The sequence below is a fragment of the Paenibacillus xylanivorans genome (assembly GCF_001280595.1).
GTDB lineage: Bacteria > Bacillota > Bacilli > Paenibacillales > Paenibacillaceae > Paenibacillus > Paenibacillus xylanivorans.
The window spans coordinates 101,455-122,375 of record NZ_LITU01000081.1 but is presented as its reverse complement, the minus strand read 5'-3'; the positions used below and the strand labels follow the sequence as shown (position 1 = coordinate 122,375).

21 protein-coding genes are annotated in these 20,921 nt (G+C 47.2%); 8 read left to right on the top strand and 13 right to left on the bottom strand.

What is annotated here, in order from left to right:
* Positions 1-178 precede the first annotated feature (178 nt).
* Together AMS66_RS26435 and AMS66_RS26430 are read left to right on the top strand one after the other, a co-directional pair.
* Positions 179-1,513, top strand: coding sequence for a hypothetical protein (locus AMS66_RS26435; RefSeq protein WP_053783626.1), 1,335 nt, complete (start codon positions 179-181; stop codon positions 1,511-1,513).
* A gap of 43 nt (positions 1,514-1,556) precedes the next feature.
* Entirely contained in the window at positions 1,557-2,726 is a 1,170-nt protein-coding gene (locus AMS66_RS26430; RefSeq protein WP_053783625.1) for an MFS transporter, read from the top strand.
* A 134-nt stretch (positions 2,727-2,860) separates the two neighbouring features.
* On the opposite strand, the gene AMS66_RS26425 is transcribed toward AMS66_RS26430, so the two are convergent.
* On the bottom strand, positions 2,861-3,058 hold the full coding sequence (locus AMS66_RS26425; protein WP_017689394.1) for a cold shock domain-containing protein: 198 nt from the start codon (positions 3,056-3,058) through the stop codon (positions 2,861-2,863).
* A 163-nt stretch (positions 3,059-3,221) separates the two neighbouring features.
* On the opposite strand from AMS66_RS26425, the gene AMS66_RS26420 reads away from it, so the two are divergent.
* The 5 genes from AMS66_RS26420 (at position 3,222) to AMS66_RS26400 (ending at position 7,303) form a co-directional block, all read left to right on the top strand.
* Positions 3,222-3,455 carry a hypothetical protein gene (locus AMS66_RS26420; RefSeq protein WP_017689395.1) on the top strand — a complete coding sequence of 78 codons (234 nt, stop codon included), beginning with the start codon at positions 3,222-3,224 and terminating at the stop codon, positions 3,453-3,455.
* A gap of 3 nt (positions 3,456-3,458) precedes the next feature.
* Positions 3,459-3,644, top strand: coding sequence for a hypothetical protein (locus AMS66_RS26415; protein WP_024629224.1), 186 nt, complete (start codon positions 3,459-3,461; stop codon positions 3,642-3,644).
* A 200-nt stretch (positions 3,645-3,844) separates the two neighbouring features.
* Entirely contained in the window at positions 3,845-5,635 is a 1,791-nt protein-coding gene (gene pepF / locus AMS66_RS26410; protein ID WP_053783624.1) for an oligoendopeptidase F, read from the top strand.
* 136 nt (positions 5,636-5,771) lie between these two features.
* Entirely contained in the window at positions 5,772-6,146 is a 375-nt protein-coding gene (locus AMS66_RS26405; RefSeq protein ID WP_053783623.1) for a LapA family protein, read from the top strand.
* 116 nt (positions 6,147-6,262) lie between these two features.
* A complete protein-coding gene (locus AMS66_RS26400) occupies positions 6,263-7,303 on the top strand; it encodes a M42 family metallopeptidase (RefSeq protein ID WP_053783622.1) in 1,041 nt (346 codons plus the stop codon).
* A 181-nt stretch (positions 7,304-7,484) separates the two neighbouring features.
* On the opposite strand, the gene AMS66_RS26395 is transcribed toward AMS66_RS26400, so the two are convergent.
* From AMS66_RS26395 to AMS66_RS26355, 9 genes are all read right to left on the bottom strand, one after another.
* The gene (locus tag AMS66_RS26395) at positions 7,485-8,423 is read right to left on the bottom strand and encodes a hypothetical protein (RefSeq protein WP_053783621.1); all 939 of its coding nucleotides are present in this window, start codon (positions 8,421-8,423) and stop codon (positions 7,485-7,487) included.
* Between the two features lie 179 nt (positions 8,424-8,602).
* Entirely contained in the window at positions 8,603-10,537 is a 1,935-nt protein-coding gene (locus AMS66_RS26390; protein WP_053783620.1) for an ABC-F family ATP-binding cassette domain-containing protein, read from the bottom strand.
* A gap of 63 nt (positions 10,538-10,600) precedes the next feature.
* Positions 10,601-11,179, bottom strand: coding sequence for a TetR/AcrR family transcriptional regulator (locus AMS66_RS26385; protein ID WP_053783619.1), 579 nt, complete (start codon positions 11,177-11,179; stop codon positions 10,601-10,603).
* 13 nt (positions 11,180-11,192) lie between these two features.
* Positions 11,193-12,002: a DUF92 domain-containing protein gene (locus AMS66_RS26380; RefSeq protein WP_053783913.1), complete on the bottom strand. Its 810-nt coding sequence runs from the start codon at positions 12,000-12,002 to the stop codon at positions 11,193-11,195.
* Positions 12,003-12,238: 236 nt separating this feature from the next.
* Positions 12,239-13,012, bottom strand: coding sequence for an ABC transporter permease (locus tag AMS66_RS26375; protein WP_053783618.1), 774 nt, complete (start codon positions 13,010-13,012; stop codon positions 12,239-12,241).
* 16 nt (positions 13,013-13,028) lie between these two features.
* Positions 13,029-13,805 (bottom strand): ABC transporter ATP-binding protein, encoded by a 777-nt coding sequence (locus AMS66_RS26370; protein WP_053783617.1) that lies wholly within the window; start codon positions 13,803-13,805, stop codon positions 13,029-13,031.
* Between the two features lie 27 nt (positions 13,806-13,832).
* The gene (locus tag AMS66_RS26365) at positions 13,833-14,888 is read right to left on the bottom strand and encodes an ABC transporter substrate-binding protein (RefSeq protein ID WP_144424614.1); all 1,056 of its coding nucleotides are present in this window, start codon (positions 14,886-14,888) and stop codon (positions 13,833-13,835) included.
* A gap of 21 nt (positions 14,889-14,909) precedes the next feature.
* Positions 14,910-16,349 (bottom strand): aryl-sulfate sulfotransferase, encoded by a 1,440-nt coding sequence (locus tag AMS66_RS26360; RefSeq protein ID WP_053783616.1) that lies wholly within the window; start codon positions 16,347-16,349, stop codon positions 14,910-14,912.
* Between the two features lie 49 nt (positions 16,350-16,398).
* Positions 16,399-16,956, bottom strand: coding sequence for a MarR family winged helix-turn-helix transcriptional regulator (locus AMS66_RS26355; RefSeq protein ID WP_053783615.1), 558 nt, complete (start codon positions 16,954-16,956; stop codon positions 16,399-16,401).
* 364 nt (positions 16,957-17,320) lie between these two features.
* Between AMS66_RS26355 and AMS66_RS26350 the strand changes: the two genes are divergently transcribed.
* Positions 17,321-17,722, top strand: coding sequence for a hypothetical protein (locus AMS66_RS26350; protein WP_236703635.1), 402 nt, complete (start codon positions 17,321-17,323; stop codon positions 17,720-17,722).
* Between the two features lie 117 nt (positions 17,723-17,839).
* Here the strand turns inward: AMS66_RS26350 and AMS66_RS26345 are convergent, their stop codons facing one another.
* The 3 genes from AMS66_RS26345 to AMS66_RS26335 form a co-directional block, all read right to left on the bottom strand.
* Complete coding sequence (locus AMS66_RS26345; protein WP_053783613.1) at positions 17,840-18,475, bottom strand: fumarylacetoacetate hydrolase family protein; 636 nt, start codon at positions 18,473-18,475, stop codon at positions 17,840-17,842.
* A 104-nt stretch (positions 18,476-18,579) separates the two neighbouring features.
* Positions 18,580-19,332, bottom strand: a complete 753-nt coding sequence (locus AMS66_RS26340; RefSeq protein ID WP_053783612.1) for a glycerophosphodiester phosphodiesterase — start codon at positions 19,330-19,332, stop codon at positions 18,580-18,582.
* 27 nt (positions 19,333-19,359) lie between these two features.
* Entirely contained in the window at positions 19,360-20,760 is a 1,401-nt protein-coding gene (locus tag AMS66_RS26335) for a CapA family protein (protein ID WP_053783611.1), read from the bottom strand.
* Between the last annotated feature and the right edge of the window lie 161 nt (positions 20,761-20,921).

The window sequence follows — 20,921 nt, the reverse complement described above, 5'->3', positions numbered from 1 at the left end:
AACGCAAACAACAGAATCCCATCTATTTACATCACATCCCTACAAGCATATAATGTCTTTAATCTTTTAAAGTATCGGAATTCTTGACCCGCTGGCATTCATTAGCTGGCGGGCATCTCTTTTCTGTAAGCCTTATCTGAATACTTACCTTATTTCTTCCATCAAAGGAGTCGTTGACATGACGTCAAGTGAACCACTTTCGTGGAGACGGTTATTTGCATTTTTTGTGCCGCTGGGCATATCCGCCTCTCTCGTTACCATTTCTCATGTGATCATTAACAGTACACTCGCACGTTCCGCTCATCCCGAGACAGTCATTGCCAGCTACGCCATCGCCGGTAGCCTGCTGACCCTCACTGAGCGCCCCTCAACCCTGCTGCGTCAGACCTGTTCGGCGCTGGTTCGGGATCGCCTTTCCTTTCAGGCCCTCACGTTTGTGACCAAAATATTTCTCGCTTGTGTGCTTCTGATCGGATTCCTCATCGTATATTCTCCCGTTGGTACAGGTGTATTCAAATATCTGTTTGGCGTAAGCCCGGATCTGTTATCCAAAGTAATCGACGTTTATGAGATTCTCATGTATGTCAGCATCTTTTCAGTCATCCGCAACATCTATCAGGGCATCATTATTACGAATAACCGTACAAAATGGCTGACGATCGGCATGTTATTCCGCCTTGCCGGCATGTACGGCCTGTCCTTGTATTTCATATATACTGACAGTATTGACAGCGGACGTGTAGGCGCTATCATTTTTGCCGCCGGCATGATGATTGAGGCTTTGGTCAGTTTTCTCGAAGGAAACAGCATCAAGCGCAAGATGCCAGCCAAGCTGGAGGATCATCCCGTTGAAAACAAGGCAGACGTCTTTCGCTTCTACAAACCGCTGTTATTATCCAGTTTTGTGGCCCTGTTTATCGGACCCGTCATTAATATCGTACTTGGCAAAACGACCGGAATTGCTCTAGCCATTTCTTCCTTTGCCGTTGCGAGTAGCCTGATGCAGCTGATGCTAAGCTTTTTTACATACATCCACCAGATCGTGCTGAATTTCTATCTTGTTGATGCCAAACTTGTGAAGAAGTTCGCTCTTGTCACCGGATTTGTTCCTTTTGCCATGACCGTCTCCATTGCTTACACCCCACTTGGACCGTGGATATTGGAAAATGTAATGAGCGTGCAGGGTAATCTGCTACAGCAAAGTTTGTGGACGCTGCGAGCGTTTGTACTTTTTCCGCTGATTTCACCTTTTCTCGACTTCAGCAATGGCCTGATCCTGCTGCGCGGACAGACCAAAACGATGTTTCGCTCCCAGACGGCCAATGCCATATGCACGGTTATCGTCCTGCTCATTCTGGTCAGCATATTCCCGGCGTGGAACGGCATGATCGGTGCAGTGGCTCAATCCCTCGGTCTGCTTGCCGAGCTTGTCATTGTCTGGCTGGTCATCCGGCGTACGCAAAAGGAACCTACGATGTCTGTTCCTTCATCCGGGAAATCATCATCCCTCTAAGGATAATAAAATTGAACTGTAATCAAGAATGGAGCCTTTCATCATGAAATCAAGTCATACCGCCCGGCCAGATCAAACCTGGCTGCGGGCACTTATGTTCACCATCTTCGGTTCCACTGTACTGGTGGTATCGTATTTTCAGCTTTATTTCAGCCATCTGGGGTTCAGTCGGGCCGAAATCGGTTACCTGTACGGAATTGGTCCTCTCGTCTCCGTATTCTCCAATATGTTCTGGAGTATGGCCAGTGACCGCTACAAAACCGTACGCAAAGTGATGATCATCTTGCTTGCCGGACAACTGATCACAGGTGTCATGCTCGCCAATGCCACAACCTTTGGCGAGGTATTTGTGCTGGTCACCCTGTTTTACTTTTTCTACTACCCGGTTTATCCACTTTCCGATACGATGGCGATTACAACCGCGAGCAAGTATGGACGAAATTTCACTTCCATTCGTGTTTTTGGCTCGATCGGATATGCGTTCTTTGCATTAAGCATTGGCTACTTTCTCGGATCTTTCGGACCGGGATGGACGATGTGGGTATGTATCGCGCTGGCCGCGACTACACTCCTGATCGGTTTTCGATTAAAAGATCAGCCTTCAGCCAGCAGCACTAAAATGGATCTCTCCGGGCTATGGTCCATCTTGAAACGAAGAGATGTAATCACCTTTTTCGGTTGCGTTTTCCTGCTCGCTCTGGGTCACCGGATGAACGAAGCTTTTCTTACCATTACGCTGAAAGATTTAGGTGCCAGTGAAGGACTGATCGGCTGGTCCCTGTTGATCTCCTCGGTCAGTGAGATTCCGGTGTTTCTACTGTTAAGCAGATACGGCAATCGCTACAAGGAACTTCCTTTGCTCACGATCGCTGCGCTGATGTATACAATTCGTTTATTTCTGATGTCCATCTCGGATACACCTGCGGCAGTCGTTGCCATTCAAACGATGCACAGCGTGACCTTTGGCATCTTCTACGTGACTGCGGTCCGTTATATTACGCGCCTTGTTCCTGATGGATATCGCGCCACTGGCATGGCCCTATTCACCATTGTGTGGTCCAGCGCTTCCGGTCTGCTTAGCGGAACACTGGGCGGGTTGCTGCTGGAGCATACCAACAGAAACACCTTCTATCTCACCGCAATGGCGTTTTCTCTCGCTGCACTTGTTGGATTTTCCATGAAGCTTTGGTCAAGCATGACAAGCCGCGCATAAGCAACAAAAAGGATTTCTTTCCGGAACTCAACATATCAAAAAAAGCACAGCCTCCCATGGGGGACTGTGCTTGGGTTCATATATTCAGCTAGAAGCCAATCATTTATAAGAAATCCGTTTAACCGGAAATATTCTTACAATTTGTTTACGTTAGCTGCTTGAGGACCACGGTTTCCATCAGTGATTTCGAATTCTACCGCTTGACCTTCTTCCAATGTTTTAAAGCCGTCGCCTTGGATTGCGGAGAAATGTACGAATACGTCCTCGCCGCCTTCAACTGAAATAAAGCCATAGCCTTTTTCTGCGTTAAACCATTTAACTGTACCTTTCAAATGAACAACCTCCTAAAAATATCGCCATCTATGGCGAATACCCTCATTATACTGTATGACCTTATACATTGCAATTTATCTTTTCCATAAAAGTCGAAAAAATTTGCTTTGAATCCAAGGGTACGGTATCATTTTACCAAAACCGTTAGTTTGGAGACTACCTATGATAAAAAAACATGAAATATACAAAACAGACAAGTGGAATATGATGACCGTAGAAGTTCAAGGCAAATATCTGGTGCTTCGTGAAATTTCGGAAGAGTGGGGCGAAGAATGCCATACATTCCTCAGCCGACCTGCGTTGATGCACTGGGCCGAACGTCGCTTCCCAAAAGCCGATTTCGAGAACCGTGAGGACGAATGGCGTCAACTGATGGCTGCCTTCAAAGGGGTCTAGCCCATGCAGCTTGACTCAAGCAATGTTGTCATCTTTATTATTCTTGCTTTTTCCCTGGGAATCGTGCTGATTCTGGGACGCAACTCCATCCCGGATCGTCTGAGACGGGGCATGGCTCTGATTGCCACCCTACTGATTTGTTTCGCATTTTTCCTGATCGTTTACTTTTTGGTCAACATGGGAGCCTAGCTTCTTCAAATATTTCATTGCCCCTCAGGTCATACTATACGGGATTATTCGTATAGTGAGGAGGAAGGCCGTTGAAATACCGCAAATCGCTGTTCATTCTGCTGGTACTTAGTCTGATTCCTTCGTCTCTCTCCGCACAAGCGAGTGGGACGAAGGCAGCTTCGTCTATATATTCATCACTTCATCAAAGGAGGATTCCCATGAGTCAACTATTGAAACGTTCCGAGGTACCTACTGAACAAACCTGGAAACTGGAAGATCTATTTGCCGATCAGAAAGCTTGGGATCAGGAATATGAAGAAGTATCGTCTTTGACCAAGAAAGCCTCCGAGTTTCAGGGCAAATTGAACAAACCTGAGGCACTCAAAAACTGTTTTGAACTTGAAGATGAGATCAGTCTCAAAACCGAACGCCTCTTTGTATATGCCCGGATGCATCAGGATGAAGACACAGCTAGCCCTACATATCAAAACCTGTCCCAAAAAGCACAGAAGTTAAGCGTGCAGGTTGGTGAAGCACTATCTTATGTTACACCCGAAATCTTGTCCCTTCCAGATGATCAGTTGGATGCACTCATCTCCAACGAGAAACTCTCTGCGTATAAGTTCACATTGGAAGAGATGAAACGTGAAAAGGCTCATGTACTGAGCCAAGCAGAGGAAGCACTGCTCGCACAGGTGGGCAACCTGTCCCAGGCACCACAGACCATCTTTAGCATGTTGAACAATGCCGATCTTAAGTTCCCGAAAATCAAGGATGAGCATGGGAACGAAGTGGAGCTCACCCACGGCAGCTATATTCAGTTCTTGGAAAATCCGAATCGGGAAGTTCGCGAACGTGCCTTCAAAGCGGTGTATGAAACCTATGCCAAGCAAAAGAACACGATTGCTGCAGCCCTGAACGCCAATGTAACCAAAAACATGTTTTATGCCGATGTTCGGAAATATCCTTCCGTCATGGAAATGTCCCTATACGGCGACAACATTCCGAATGATGTCTATACCAATCTTGTGGATACGATTCACGAAAGCCTTCCGTTGTTACACCGTTACATGGACCTACGCAAAAAATTGCTCGGCGTTGATAAGTTGCACATGTATGACCTTTTCGCCCCACTGGTGGATGAATACAAAATGGATATTACCTACGAGGAAGCGAAACAAACGGTTAAAGATGGCTTGAAGCCGCTTGGTAAGGATTATGCAGACGCATTGCAAGCCGGCTATGATGACCGCTGGATTGATGTTTACGAAAATGAGAATAAACGCTCAGGCGCATACAGCTGGGGAGCCTACGGCACCCACCCTTACGTCTTGTTGAATCACAAAGATAACCTGAATAGCATGTTTACACTGGCACATGAAATGGGCCACGCACTGCATTCCCACTATTCGGACACTACGCTTCCGTATCGGGATGCACAGTACACCATTTTCTTGGCTGAGGTTGCATCCACAACGAATGAAGCCTTGCTGATGGATTATCTGCTCAATAAATCGACGGATCCGAAGGAAAAATTGTACTTGCTGACGTATTACGCAGATCAGTTCCGTACCACCGTATTCCGTCAAACCATGTTTGCAGAATTCGAAAAAATTATTCACGAGCGTGCTGAACAGGGTGAGGCTCTCACACCTCAGCTGCTTTCGGAAATTTATTACGACCTTAATGTCAAATACCATGGAAACAGCATGGTTGTGGACAAAGATATTGAAATGGAATGGGCGCGTATTCCCCACTTCTATAACAGCTTCTACGTGTACAAATATGCGACCGGCTTCTCAGCAGCGACTAGTTTCTCCAAGCAAATTCTGGAAGAGGGTCAACCTGCTGTGGACCGTTATCTTGGATTCCTCAAGAGCGGCGGCAGTGACTATTCCATCAACATCCTGAAAAAAGCAGGAGTGGATATGTCTACGCCAGAGCCGATTCGCGAAGCTATGAGCGTGTTCAAGGAACTGATTGAGCAAATGGAACAACTAACTAAATAAGGTTGCTTTCTCGTCCATGTGACCTGTATCCCTTGCCCATTCGGGCAAGGGATTTTATAATCAAGCAAGATGCAAGATCCATGAATAAGGGTAATTGCATACATAGTCCTGAATTGTTCAACAAGGAGGCACCACCATGAAAATGCAATGGGCACTCATAGCAGGTCTCGTTTTTGCATTGCTTACCGGAATTTTTGCGGTCATTAATGTGGATTCCGTGCAAGTCAACCTGCTGTTTAACACGGTTCAGATCCCATTGATCCTGCTCATTCTTGGCTGCACCCTAATCGGTGGAATCATTGTAGGGTCTTATGGCATCTTCCGCCAATATCGACTGCAACGCGAGAACAAGCAATTGAAGTTACGTGTATCCGAATTGGAGAGCTCCGCAGCAAGCAGCTCTTCCTCCACTCTTGACTCGTTTAAAACGATGGATACCTTCGGCACGAACGATTCGGACAACGCTTCTGTGGAGTCCGATTCCAAAGGAAACCCTTCGGGTACGCTGTAACACATCAGAGGCAGCCTGCTGGCCATAAGAATGGGATTGTACATTCTGCCAGACAGGCTGTATTCTGTTTTAAGAACAACTTTCTGCACATTCATTAACGAGGAGGAAATTCCCATATGAGTTTTAACATTGACGAATCTTATGTCCTGTCTTTTCTGAAAAAATTACTGGATACTCCCAGCCCTAGCGGCTATACCCACGATATTATCGAGATGATCCGCAAAGAAGCCGAATCACTCGATGTCGCTTTTGAACTGAATAACAAAGGCGGAGCTGTACTCACATTGCCTGGGCAGGATTCATCCAGAACGATCGGACTGAGCGCACATGTGGATACATTGGGAGCCATGGTGCGTTCCATCACTTCCTACGGCACACTGAAGCTTACCTCTGTCGGCGGATTTACCATGAACAGTATCGAGAATGAGTATTGCACCATCCACACACGCGCTGGAAAGACCTATACAGGCACGATCCTCTCTCTACACCCTTCTGTACACGTCTATCCAGATGCACGTACGTTTGAGCGAAGCGAGAGCCATATGGAAGTGCGTATTGATGAGGTAGTCTCTTCCAAGGAAAATGTTTTGGCACTGGGTATCTCTGTCGGAGACTTTATTTCCTTCGATGCTCGTGCGGTCATCACGCCTAGTGGATATATCAAATCACGTCACCTTGATGATAAAGCCAGCGTAGCTGCTTTGTTCGGTATCCTGGAATCAGCACATCGCGAAAACTGGAAACCACTACATAACGTATCGCTGCTCATCTCGAACTATGAGGAAGTTGGACACGGCGCATCTTATATTCCTGCAGAAATCAGCGAATTGATTGCTGTAGACATGGGCGCAATGGGCGATGACCTTAGCTGTAAGGAAACGGATGTATCCATTTGTGCCAAGGATTCATCAGGACCATATGACTACGATATGACCACTCGGCTGATCGAACTGGCCAAACAAGCAAGCCTTGATTATGTCGTTGATATTTATCCACAATACGGCTCCGATGGAAGCGCAGCGTTGCGTGGAGGAAATAACATCCGCGCTGCGTTGATTGGTCCGGGCGTTCATGCTTCCCATTCCATGGAGCGTACGCATAAAGACGCCGTCCTGAATACAGCGAGACTGCTCGCTGCATATATTACGACCAAATAAATTGGATTATGGACAGGTGGTAAGCAGTACATCGTTTGAATGAATGATAAGAGTCGCGTTGTCGATCTTGTAGCGCACGACAACTTGAATCATATATGATTCACCACTAACATGTAAAAGAAAGGACACGCTCAGCACCTTTTAGAGGCGCGCTGAACGTGTCCTTCTTCTTTGACATGTCTTAATCGGCTTGTTCAACATGTTCGCGATATCTGCGTTCCAGAAGCTCCAGCTTCACCTTGTGCTCCCGAATCTCATCATTCAGTACACGCAACGTGCTTCGCACTGCACTCAGTCCATCCTTCACCTGAGTTTCAGCTTTACGAATTTTGTCTTGAACCATCCAGTCCACAAAGAGATTGTCGAAGAAATAATCTGCGAATGAAAGCAGGCCTCCAAGGTGTAATTCCGTGTTTACGGCCATCTTTACATCCTCCAGCTCCTTCTGAAATCGGCGAAGACGTCTTCCGGCATCCATAATGGCAGTCTGGGCATCATCCATTCGACTGCGCTTGATATGGGTGGAGATTACACCACCGCCCATCATGTCGTATACTCCCCAATTTCCCGCAGAGGACAACGCCTTTTCAGCACGTTCAAGTGCAAGGAGCAGATACTGTCCCTCTCGATCCGCTTCATTCAGCTCCTGAAGCTCACCAGAGAGATGTTCCCGATCCTCAGCCATTTGCTGCAATTCTGCATCTTTCTCCAGCAAATCATTTTCCTTTTTGCCCCATAACACCTTGTAATCACTCTGCCAGAATTGATATTGCCGCTGTCCGTCCAGTTCCTTCTGTACTTGCAAGCGTTGCTCCTGGATATCCGTTAACATCTGGCAAGCCGTATCGTACTCTGCCTTACTTTCCATCAACTCCAGTTCTTCTTTCTCCAGTCGATCCTCTTTTTTGCCGATTATATGATAAAAGAATGCTGATAACGTCATGCTGTTAAGTCGATCCACATCATTTTGTTCCTTCTGTAGGTGTTCCAGACGCTGCTGTACTTTCGTTCTCCATTCTGCTTCCTCCTGATTCAGTTTCTCAAGCCGATCATTCCATTTCTCGTACATTCTTCCCTTTTCCTTGATCACTGCCAGTTGTTCATTCAGTTCTCTGTACATGGATGTGGTGTTCTCCCCCTTCAATGGAATTCTTTATTTAATAAACGGTTTGAATATGGTTAACGTTTCATATAAATTTATTTATATCTATGCAAAAAAATCGTCCTCCCCCAAAAGGCGACTGCAAGTCACTTTTTGAAGAGAGGACAATTCATTGGAATATAGCTTTGGCGTATACATTAAGACTTGCTGTTTTCAATCTGTTCTGCCAGCTCATTCAGGACCGTCCAGCGTTCCATCAGTTCGTCCAGATGACGCTCCGCCTGGGCCTGCTCTGCCATTAACTCCTGCAGACGGGCTGAATCGCTGAATGATTCTTCCATCTCTTTATTAATGCGGGCGAGATTGGCTTCAGTTTTCTCAATATTCTCATCAATCTGGTCATATTCACGCTGTTCCTTGAAGCTGAACTTCAGCTTAGGTTTGGCCGCCGAGGCAGCAGGTTTACTTTCCTCCGTTACCGATTTCACTTTAGCTGCTGTTCCCGTCGCACTTTCCTGAGAAGATGCAGGGGCATTTTTCAGCATCCATTCTGCATATTCACTGTAATCCCCGACATGCACGCGTACAGTACCGCCACCCTCAAAAGACAGCACTTTATCCACAGTCCGATCCAGGAAGTACCGGTCATGGGATACGACAAATACAACACCCGGGAAATCATCCAGGTAATCTTCAAGTACAGCGAGTGTCTGAATGTCCAAGTCGTTCGTAGGCTCATCCAGCAGCAGGACATTCGGTGCAGCCATCAGCACACGTAACAGGTACAGACGACGCTTTTCACCGCCAGACAAACGGGAGATTGGTGTCCACTGTGATGCAGGGGTGAAAAGGAATCGTTCCAGCATCTGAGCTGCTGTAATGATAGATCCATCAGCCGTTTTCACATTCTCGGCCACTTCCTTGATGTACTCAATAACCCGCAGAGATTCATTCATCTCCTGATGCTCCTGTGTGAAGTAGCCCAAATTAACTGTAGGGCCGACAACAACCTCCCCAGCGTCGGGTTCCAGCTTGCCAGAGATCATTTGCAGCAAGGTTGATTTACCGCTACCATTCGGGCCAACGATGCCAACCCGGTCACCAGGTACCGCAATATAACTCAGATCGTCAATCAATTTGCGGCCATCTGCCGATTTGGACAGATGCTCGATCTCCAGTATTTTTTTACCCAAACGAGTGGAACCCACGGATACCTCCAATGAGCCCGAACGATTAAGTCCCTGTTGGTCTTTGAGTTGTTCGAAGCGGTCAATTCTCGCTTTTTGTTTCGTAGTCCGGGCCTTCGCGCCACGACGAATCCAGGCCAGCTCCGTCCGCAGCAGGTTTTGCCGCTTCTGTTCCGAAGCCGATTCACGCTCTTCACGCTCTGCCTTCAGCTCCAGGAAGCGGGTATAGTTGGCCTCATACCGGAATAAACGTCCATGATCCAGCTCCAGCATCACATTCGCTACACGATCCAGGAAATAACGATCATGCGTGATCATGAGCAGTGCACCGCGCCGTTTTTGCAAATACTGTTCCAGCCAAACTACAGAATCATTATCAATATGGTTGGTAGGCTCATCCAGAATGAGCAATTCACAGGGATGAATCAGCGCAGAGGCAAGCGCTACCCGTTTGCGTTGTCCACCGGACAATGTGCCCATCAGCGCATCGAATTGACGAATTCCCAGTTTGGACAGAATGCTCTTCGCTTCACTTTCCATCTGCCAGACCTGAAGCTGCTCCATCTGCTGGTTCAAGCGCAACAAACGTTCTTGCAGTGCCGAATCGGAAGGATTAAGCTCCAGCAGCTCCATCGTTTCCGTATACTCACGTACTGTTTTCATCTCCGGGCTGTCGCCCTCGAACACTTGTTGCAGTACCGTATTATCCGGGTTAAACTGAGGATTCTGTGCAAGGAACTGTATACGCACGTCATTCCCAATTGAGATCTGCCCCTCATCTGCCGGCTCCATGCCTGCAATGACACGCAAAAATGTAGACTTCCCGGTTCCATTGACACCAACGACACCAATCTTGTCCTGATCGCCCATGCCGAATGAGGCGTCTTTAAACAATATTTTCTCGCCATAACTTTTTGCAACTTGCTCTACCGTCATTATGTTCATTGCACGTTACCCACTTCTCTGTAGATTAAAATTCAATATCTAATAGCCATCCGTACACTCTCTTTATACTTGCAAAAAGGAACGACATCCGTCCAGAAACAGAGCTGCTGCAAAGGCAATTCGTTTGTTCAGATGTTCCTCGTTAAACTCCGGATTCAGCATGATGTCCATCTTTAGCCGGTCGAGAATCCCGATATAAGCTTCAGCGAGCAGCACAGGCTCAGGTACGCCAGCATTCTCTAATACCTCACGCACCATGCTCATATATTCATTCATAAATGCCTTCATGAATTTCATCAGGTCCGGATCATTATTGGGTGCCATAAAAAACAACTTGGTATGATTGCGGCGCTCATAATAATACGTAAGGTGAGTCTTGGCGATCGCACCAAGCTTATCCCCAGTACCCAGATGTGAGTTCAATGCATGATCAAGGCGACTGATAAAACCGTTGCAGTCCCGCTTGGATACGGCAATAAATAATTGTTCCTTGTTTTTGAAATATAAATAAATGGTGCCTTTCGCGATGCCTGCTTCGTCCGCAATATCAGACATTTTCGTCTCATAGAATCCTTTTGAACCGAAAATACCGTAAGCTGCATCCAAAATAGCCTCCGATTTGTCTCCCTGCACAGTGCTCAAATGCACTCCCTCCCTACAACGCCAAAATGATACCCAAACCGATCGCCAAACCTCCGCCGATCGCCGAGCTGAGCACGTTCACCAGATCATTACTCATCCAAGACCAGCCACGCGATCGAACCGTTTTGTGTCCACAATGTTCACTTACCTCGACTTCACGTCCGCACACGGTACAACGATACATATACTGAACCGTTGCGCCCAGATAGGAATCGGCAAAAGCTCCTGCCAATCCGCCTACAAGGCCGACACACGTCCAGCTGAGCAGACTCAAACCTCCGATCCCGGCAATCCAGGAAAAGAAGAACGCCCCTACGCCAATTAAAGCTCCGCCTATGGCAGCAGCCAATGTCCCAAGTAACGAAACACCTCCAGAGGTACCTGGAGTAAGCACCTTCCACGTCACGACAGAGCGTGGCGGCTTACGGCTGAGACTTCCCCACTCGGTTGCCCATGTATCTGAAGTAACGGTAGCCATGACACCAATAAAAGCATACATCCAGGCCGGGTGTGGAAGGATCCAGTTCCCCAGAACAAGAAACATGCCAATTCCACCGTTAGCCATGACTTGTCCCGCATCACGATTGCCTGTCTTGGCATACGATTTCTCAAGCTCCTGTTTGCGATCCTTGCGAAATTTGGAGAACAGCGTTGAGGTAATGAAAAACAACAGCAGTGTTCCAAACCAGAACAGGTTGCCCGCTCCGTAATATATCGTACCCATCATCACAGCCGCCAGGCAGCCGGACAGGGTTAGCGACTTCTTCGCGTAAGCAGCACCCGCCACAATAAAAGCGCATACCGCGCCAATAATCCAGTCCATAAGTTCTCCTGCATGTGGCAACATCTATGGCCCACATGACGTTTTATATTTTTGAAATTCAATTATACCACGGTTTGATCCCAATGCCGAAACTGCCTATGCCAGCATACAAAAAACCTGATTCGGCAACTTTGAAAGCTACCAAATCAGGTGTACTGATACTGCGATAAAACTGGTATATGTGATTCTACTTCCGTTTGACCAAGGGTTCAGATTACCTCACCTCAAGTTCCAGTTCAGACCCGCTTCGTCCTACCAATTACACCATAACGGTAGAGTACGCTGCGACCAAACCAATTGAACAACCGATCGGTGAGAAAGCCCATAAACCCCAGGGAAATCAGGCCGACAAAGATCCAATCCGTCCGAAAGAATAATCGGGAATTCCAGATTAGATAACCCACGCCTTCATTCGAAGCGATCATCTCTGCACCGATTATAGCCATATAGGAAGTTCCCATCGCCAGTCGCACTCCCGTGAAAATATACGGAGTGGTCGCCGGCACAACGACATGCAACAAAATCTGCCATTCGTTTGCTCCCATACTGCGGGCTGAACGGATCTTGTCTTCTTCAATGGAGAGTACACCTGTCAGCGTATTCAGCACAACGATGAAGAACGTTGCATACATGATGAGTGCAATCTTCGATTGCTCCCCAATGCCGAACCAAACCAGGAATAAGGTAATAAACGCGATCGGCGGGATAAAACGAATAAAATTAAGGAATGGTTCGGCAAACAGCCGAATCATATGAACCTTGCCGATGATAAGCCCTACCGGGATAGCTATCACGCTTCCAAGTACCCAACCCGCAAGCACACGTGTAAAACTAATTCCGATATACTGCATCAGTGTACCGTCTGCAATCAGTTCGCGAGCACCAAGAATCGTATCCCACGGACCGGGAATCACGTCTGGTCCATAGAGCATGGCACCAAGCTGCCAAATCAGAATAACTGTTACCCACAGTAGAGGGATAGACACCCACTTTTTCTCCAACCATCTCATTTTACTATCACCTCAATTATTCTTCAAAATGGCTTTGAATTCGGTCATGTAGGGTGTTGAACTCCGTTGAGGCCATGTTCCTCGGATAAGAAAGAGCGTTGTCGTAAATATCCGTTATCTTGGAAGAAGGACCGACTGACATGATTCCGATCCGCTGACCCAGCAAGAGTGCCTCCTGAATATCATGGGTGACAAAAATAACAGTTTTGTGGGTTTCCTGCCAAATATTCACCAGCTCTTTCTGCATCGTACGCCGAGTCATTGCATCCAACGCTCCAAAGGGTTCATCCATTAACAGGATGGCCGAATCGTTGGCTAGCACCCGGGCCAATTGCACCCGCTGCTTCATGCCACCTGACAGTTCCTTCGGAAATTTGGCTTCATGACTACCCAGTCCAACAAGCTCGATGTATCGGTCTGATATCGTGCGACGCTGAGACTTCGGCACCTTGGACATCCGAAGTCCAAACTCCACATTCTCCCTAACGGTAAGCCACGGGAAGAGAGAAGAATCAGCCTGCTGGAATACCATGGCCCGATCCTTGCCCGGCCTGTCGATCTCCTTATTATCCACCTTGAGCTGTCCGCCCGACTTGGAGATAAAGCCTGCAATCATATTTAGAAGCGTGGACTTGCCACAGCCGCTAGGACCGAGCAGAACAAAGAATTCTCCTCCCTTGATGACCAGATCGACATCCTTGATAATATAGTGTACATCCCCATGGGTGGGGGCATTGTATGTTTTCCGAAGCTGCTCGATACGAATCGTATGCTGATCTGCAGGTAAGGACATGAGAACACCTCCAATGCAATTTGCGAGTTATTTGCTATAAGTCACTTTATCTGGCAGTGCTTGCTTCAAGAGCTCCAGGTTCAGTTTGCTATCGAGATCAAAATCCTGTGCGATGATTCCGTTATCCACCATATATTGCTTCTGCCCTGCCAGACTGCCATAGGCAGCCTGTGTAAATCCAACTTCCCATGGATTAATCGGCAGATCCTTCAATGTAGCCTCCTTGGGTTGCTTGGTTTCCTTATACATCAGGTCCGCAACCTCTTCAGGATGTGCCTGAGCATACACGGAGGCTTCATTCAGCGCCGAGAGAAAACCACTCACCGTTTCAGGGTTCGTCTGGATGAACTCATTGCTTGCTACGAGCCCCATTCCAAGGCGTACAGGAGTTTGGGACATATCGGTGAGTTGATGTACCCCTTCAAGCGCATCAAATTTATCAGTCAAAGCGGAACCAATGACCCATGTGGCATCTAGATCGCCCTGCTTTAGTGCAATGTAGGATTCGTCAAATGCTCCCTGACCCACCTGGGTCACATCACTTAGTTCCAATCCCTGATCCTTCAAATATTCATCCCACAAATAAGGAATAAACGTACCACGGATAAAACTTACTTTTTTACCCTTCAGATCAGCCCCACTTTGAATATCGTTCTTGGCATACAGCTTCCACGCAGCTGCTGCTTCATTCGTAGCCTGACCTGCGGAAGCAACGACCGAATATTCCCCTTTCGCCAAAGCGTTTAATACAGGAAAGTCAGCTCCGTAGGCAATATCCACCTGCTTGATAAAAAGGGCATTTACACCTTCCGCCGGCGAACCAAACGTAATGCTTTCTGCATCAATGTCGCGGCTTGCAAAGAAACCTTTGGCGATGGCTACCCTGAACATTGGGTTAGTACTTGTATCTGCGATCCGAATTTTTACTTTTTTGGCCTCTATGCCGGGAGCGCCCTTGGCTTCGGTAAACGTTTCGTTTGCAGAACATCCCGATAATATCAATACTATGGATAAGAGCATTATTAAGGCACCCGTTAAGGTGGATGGTTTTTTCACAATATGCACCCCATTCGTTCTAATCATTGTTCGTCGCTCTTCGCCACCTTACTTGCCTTCATCTGACGTTGCCACGCAGGCTGCACCTTCAACAAACGGCAGTGTTATCTCAACACTTACAACGGATGCAGAACCTTTGGGCGCTGCTCCCGGCACTCTGTAGACGGAAACATCAATGGCTTCAATGGCAACCTCTTGGGGCTTCTCCAGCTGTGGTACCCAGTGATAAGGCACGCGATACGAACGATAGACCATATTAGTGTTCCGTCCATCCTTATAAGGGGAAACATATTCCCAAACCAGCTCATACTCGGATGTAACCTCGAACAGTCTGCCATTGGAGCCCTCGGTAATCAGGGTGTTGCCGTTAGGTAAACGCTGAGCGGAGCTAATATACGGGCTATAAAATTTATAGGAATCCGTCGGTACGGAAAATCCCGCTTCAGCCGATGTATATTGCCAAACGACCTCCAGGGTCACCGGATCGATCTCTAGCACCCGTGAATGATCGCGAACGGCATGTTTCAAGCCGTATGGAGAAGCTGGATTGGGTAGTCCATAACCGGCCCAGCCCCCATTGTCGAACACCAGCAGATTCCCCTCTCCAGGCAAACCTTTGGGAATGATATGTGCATGATGCTGTCCAATAATGGTGCCAATATGCTTTACTTCAGGCAACGAATACTCCGGTCCCAGTTTCCACACGATCTTTCCACTCTGTCTGTCGGTAATTGCGATAATATTTGCTTCTCTGGCATCCCAGATAATGTTATCGGGATGAAACCGCTCGTCTCCATTTTCATAGAAATGGTTTGGACCAACATAAGAAGCTGAATTAATATGTAGCCAATCGCCCACACCACCACCGAGATGTCCAAATGAGCGTGTGTTCGGGTCACGGAACAGAACATTACGGGCGGCCTCATCGAATCCCAACTCCTCAAAGTGCTCGTTTGGCAGCCATTCCCATAAAACATTTCCCTCCCAATCGACTTCTATAATCGCATCATCAAGCAAGGGCTTATCCGAAATGGATGGGTTATTCACATTTTTATGAGCAAGAATCAGTGTCTTCCCGCTCTGTGTCTTTGGTGCAAGCCCAGGGGCGTAATAGCCTACCGGATTGCCTTCGCGCTGGAAATCATGATGCTGACGAGCGTACCACAGCGGCTCATATCCCGGATCTTCGATGTGTTCGTAGCTGTTGTACTTCCACACAATATTGCCATCCCAATCCACCTGAACCAAATCGACGTTGTCCTGGATACCGAACTTCGGATCTCTTCGGCCCGTGCTGCCCAATACAAAGCCGCCAGGAAAGACCTTGGCCGGAAAGCCCAGCAGTCCTTTCCATAGGTGAACCTCTTTACCATTCATATCAATCAGCACAACACCTTCCTCGCCTGCCTGATAAACGGTAAAACCACCCCACGCCTTATCAGGGTTATATACAGTTGCCCCGGTTGGATATATTGTTGAATGTCCCATGTTGATCATCTCTCCCTTGGATTGTTTGTTTGCACTATCTGATCAAACGTTAATAACTGAGATAGTTGCTCTTCCCGGTATTCTCCCTTTGCTTCTGTTCAGGGTCACTTTCGGTGGACGGATCGTGTTCCTGCTTCCCGTTGTTCTCTGCCAATTCCAGCAACGTATCCGAGAACCCCTCCAGATTCGCTATCACCCGCTCATAAAATTGGCTTTGCTGCTCCAGTTCCTCCGTCGTAAAGCCCTCAAACAGAAGCGTGATACATCGGGCACCGATATTGCTGTTTCGAGCAAACATCTCCCGTCCACTGGCAGTAATGTCCAGCAAAACCGTCCGGCGGTCATCTTCCTTGCGCCTGCGGATTGTAAGCCCCTTTTTCTCTAACTTGTCTGTTAAAGCTGTGATGGCACCTGAAGTAAAGTCCAGTTGTTCAGCCAAATCCCCCAACCGCTGTTCCCCTTCACGAATGATTTTGTGCAGGATGAGCATGCCCGGTAAACTGACCCCCTCTACCGATATGCGATCTCGTTCTTTCACGAATCGTCTGACCATTTTACGAAACAACCAATCTGTCTTTTCCAACGCGTCCCAGTCCCTATTGCTCATTTCATCCTCCCTGTCTAACTGAAACGGCAGCAAATATGAAAAAAGGCTCCCGTGGACAATTCCATAGTGGAGTAGTCCCGGGAGCCTTTGGTGATCCAATCAGCTCGTTTCAATTCAATTTATTTCACTGTTCATTTAATGAGTGTTAAAATAATTGAGTTCATCATATAACCGACTAACCCAACCTGTCAAGTGTGAATTTAAAATGTTTTTCACCGTTCGTTATCCCTCATATTTAGATTACTTATCCGGTTTTAAGTTTCACTTCAGCTTTCCCGGTTACACTATCTTCAGAACGTTACATCAAGACCAGTTGCGATTTAACTCGTACTTAACCATTGAAATGAGGATGACACACATGAACATGAAGCGCGTAATAATTGTAGGAACAATGGTTGTCACCATGTCCTTCGCCGGAACAGCTTGGGGCAGATCAGCTATATCCCCTATCCCCTTGGCTAAATGGTCCATCGTTAACATAGATACCAAAGACGAGAGCGGAGATGAGTTGCTGAGTGCTCTGAATCAACAGTCAGAAGACGATTTGGTGCAGGATCTGTATGCGGGTAAATCGCTGAGAATGATTGCGGACGAAAATCATGGTGACTTCAACGAGGTTGTCGCATTGCAAATAAGGCAGCTTAAGGAGCAATTAGATCAACGACTCGCAAGTGGGAGTATTAGTCAGGAGCAACACGCAGTACAAAGCAGTGAACTGGAAGAATTGGTTACAGAGAGTGCTAACACTGCCTACAACTTGACATAAATGAAAGGTTTTACCTCTGATATGGCAGAGAATAAGGCATGCCAAAAAGGAGCGTCGAGACGCCCCTCACCTATTTCATATATACTCTAAGTAGGCAGGTTCTATGATGTATGATGCTTACTGAACTGCTGCTGCAATCGTGCATTTGCCCAAGGATTCGCCGTCCCAGGCCAGTTCAAGCACATCCCCTGCTACCGTTGGTCCAACCCCTTCTGGTGTGCCTGTGAAGATGACATCTCCAGGCCCCAGGCCGTAATGATGGCCTACATAATCTACAATGTCCTGAAGGCTGAAGATCATGTTACGAATATTGCCCCGTTGGACTTCGGCACCGTTCTTGGTGAGTGTAAAGTCTTTTTCAAGAAGAGCCTGAGCACCAGGAAATGTCTGGAATGCAGTAATCGGAGCGGAGTTTTTGAACCCTTTGGCTGCTGTCCACGGATGCCCTTTTTTCTTGATGACCGTCTGTACGTCACGTAACGTAAAATCAATGCCAAATGCATACGCGTCAACCAATTCATCCACAGTCATACCCGGCTCATAGCCCCGGCCAATTTGAACGACAAGCTCAGCCTCATAATGTACTTCGCCCTTTGTAGCAGGCAATTGAAGCGTATCGCCATTCAAGGGCACGACCGCATGGGAAGGCTTCATAAAGATCATCGGTTCATCCGGAACCGCGTTGCCCAATTCTTCTGCATGAAGTTTATAATTTCGTCCTACACAATATACATTGCGAATGTTTGTCAGCATCGGTTTACGACCACCTTTATCGGATTCATTAGCGTAGTTGGAGCATATTCATTTTTTTATTATATAAGTACATATCATATTTTTGCTATTCAAAAAATTGGAGTTTATGGCCTGAAAAATCGGCTGCTCGTTTCCTGAAAAGCCTGTTCCCATACATCAGGCCGGTTCGTACATAACATCAACTCCGGGTCAATCGCCGCGAGCCGCTTCATGATGGTTTTGTCATCCACGGTCCAGGCCATCACCTGAATACCTTCATTACGCATTTCCCGCATCAGCGATTTGTCCACATTCGTGTATCCGATCGAAAGAAAACTGCAATTCATCTGTCGCAGAACTGCTGCCAGATCACCTGGGCGTGCATCAATAATCAATCCCGTTTTGAACTCCGGGGCCAGTTTCTTAACTTCAACCAGAGCCGTAGGTTCAAACGAAGTGATCACCACGTCATGCTGCATATGTCTTTTCCTTACCTCATGAATAACCGCTGCCGGCAGACCAGGGTACATGTTTCCTTGCGTTTTCAGTTCGATATTCAAGCGAACTTTGCCACAGCAACGATCCAGCACTTCAATAAGAGCGGGAACGCGCTCCCCTTTATAGGCTTTTCCTTTCCATGATCCCGCATCCAGCTGCTGTAAATCTGACCAATCCGTCTCTCGAACGAGTCCTTTACCGTTGGTTGTCCGATTCAACGTAAAGTCATGAATAACCACCGGAACACCATCACGCGACAACTGTACATCCAGCTCCATCCACTGAACTTCAGGTTGTTCCATGGCAAGCAGAAATGCAGCCATCGTATTTTCTGGTGCAATGGACGAAAATCCACGGTGCGCTACACAAAGGTTGTTCATTCCATCCCCTCCTAAATAAAATGCATCTTAACTTGGCGACGCAACTCCATTCGCATCAAAACGAATACCTGGTGAAAGCTGCGTCATCTGCTCCAGCAGCAGTTTATTAGCTTCGTCCAGCATCGGAATCGCCTGACCCAGCGCAGCCTCATAAGGAATAACCTTCATACTGCATTTGGCATCCTTACTACAGTTCGCCTGAAAAATCGCTGTTTTCCACGTTTCCTCTGTCGTTGATTTCGAGAAAATAAAGTTGCCTGTACTATATGCGATCCACTTGCCTTTGTAGTACTCCACCCCTTGCAAGACATGGGGATGACCGCCTATGACCAGATCGGCTCCGGCATCTACAAATTCATGTGCCAGTCGAGTCTGATCATTATTCGGTGTGCTGACCCGTTCCTCTCCCCAATGTGCAACAACAATGACCAGATCAGCCTTTTGACGGGCTTCCTGAATCGCCTTGACTGCACCTGTAGAATCGTAGGTTTCGGCAACACCTGCTCGATTACCTTCCGCTTTCCAACTGGGTTTCGGTACTACCCGGCTAAAGCCCAGAAATGCAATTTTCATGCCCTTGCGTTCCAGATAAGCTGGTGTATAAGCTTCATCCTGGTTCATTCCCGCACCAGTATGTGCAATACCATATTCCTTCAGGTACGCCAGTGTATCGACCAGACCCTCAACGCCCTGATCAAGGATGTGATTGTTGGCCAGATTCACCGCATCAAAACCTGCTGAAGCCATCGCTGCGAGCGCTTTTGGCGAAGATTTGTATACATAGGTTTTATCCAATGCATCAGTCCCACCAAGAGTTACAGGCGTTTCAAGGTTGCCGATCGTGAGATCATCGTTCTTGAACAGGTTTCCAAGCTTCGAGAAGGGATAATCATACCCGTTCTTATCCAACAATTCAGCAACTTTGCCCGAGAACTGGATGTCCCCAACAAAGTTAATAGTTACATCCTTCGCCGAATTAGATGGCTGTGTCGCCCCAGCTTCGCTCCCCTTTAAGCCGGAAGAAGCAGAATTATCGGTCGGTGTTTTCGTTGCTGTATCTGTTTTCCCATTTGTCTCGGAGCTTGCAGCATCCGTTTTTTTCTCACCCGACTTATCGTCGGAATTTTCAGTTACCTTTTCATCAGAACCATCCGATCCTTCATCCGAAGTATTACTTGCCTCCGAATCCGTATCAGGTGAACTTACCTGGTTACCACCCTTGGACCCCTCTTCATGCACAGGTTCCTGATTCACAATCGTTTCTTTCACTTCCGGGTCCGCCTGCTGTTCCTTCATACCTACTGCGTAATAGAGGCAGACGAGTCCAATCGCCACGATCAATACCAGATTAATGATCCAGACCAACCGTTTGCGAGCACGTTTTACTTTTTTCTTCTGTACACTTCGTTTTGATCTTGGGGGATACATAGGCAACTCCTCTTCTTCTTCACAGCAATCCTTATCATATTATATCAGGCATATTCTGGATTTCCATAATTCCTTGGAACTGTAAACATTGAAAGAGTTCACTTATCTTTACTTTTCACTTTATAGCGTAAAAAAGGCCGTCTCCCCTGTAGAATAACTCT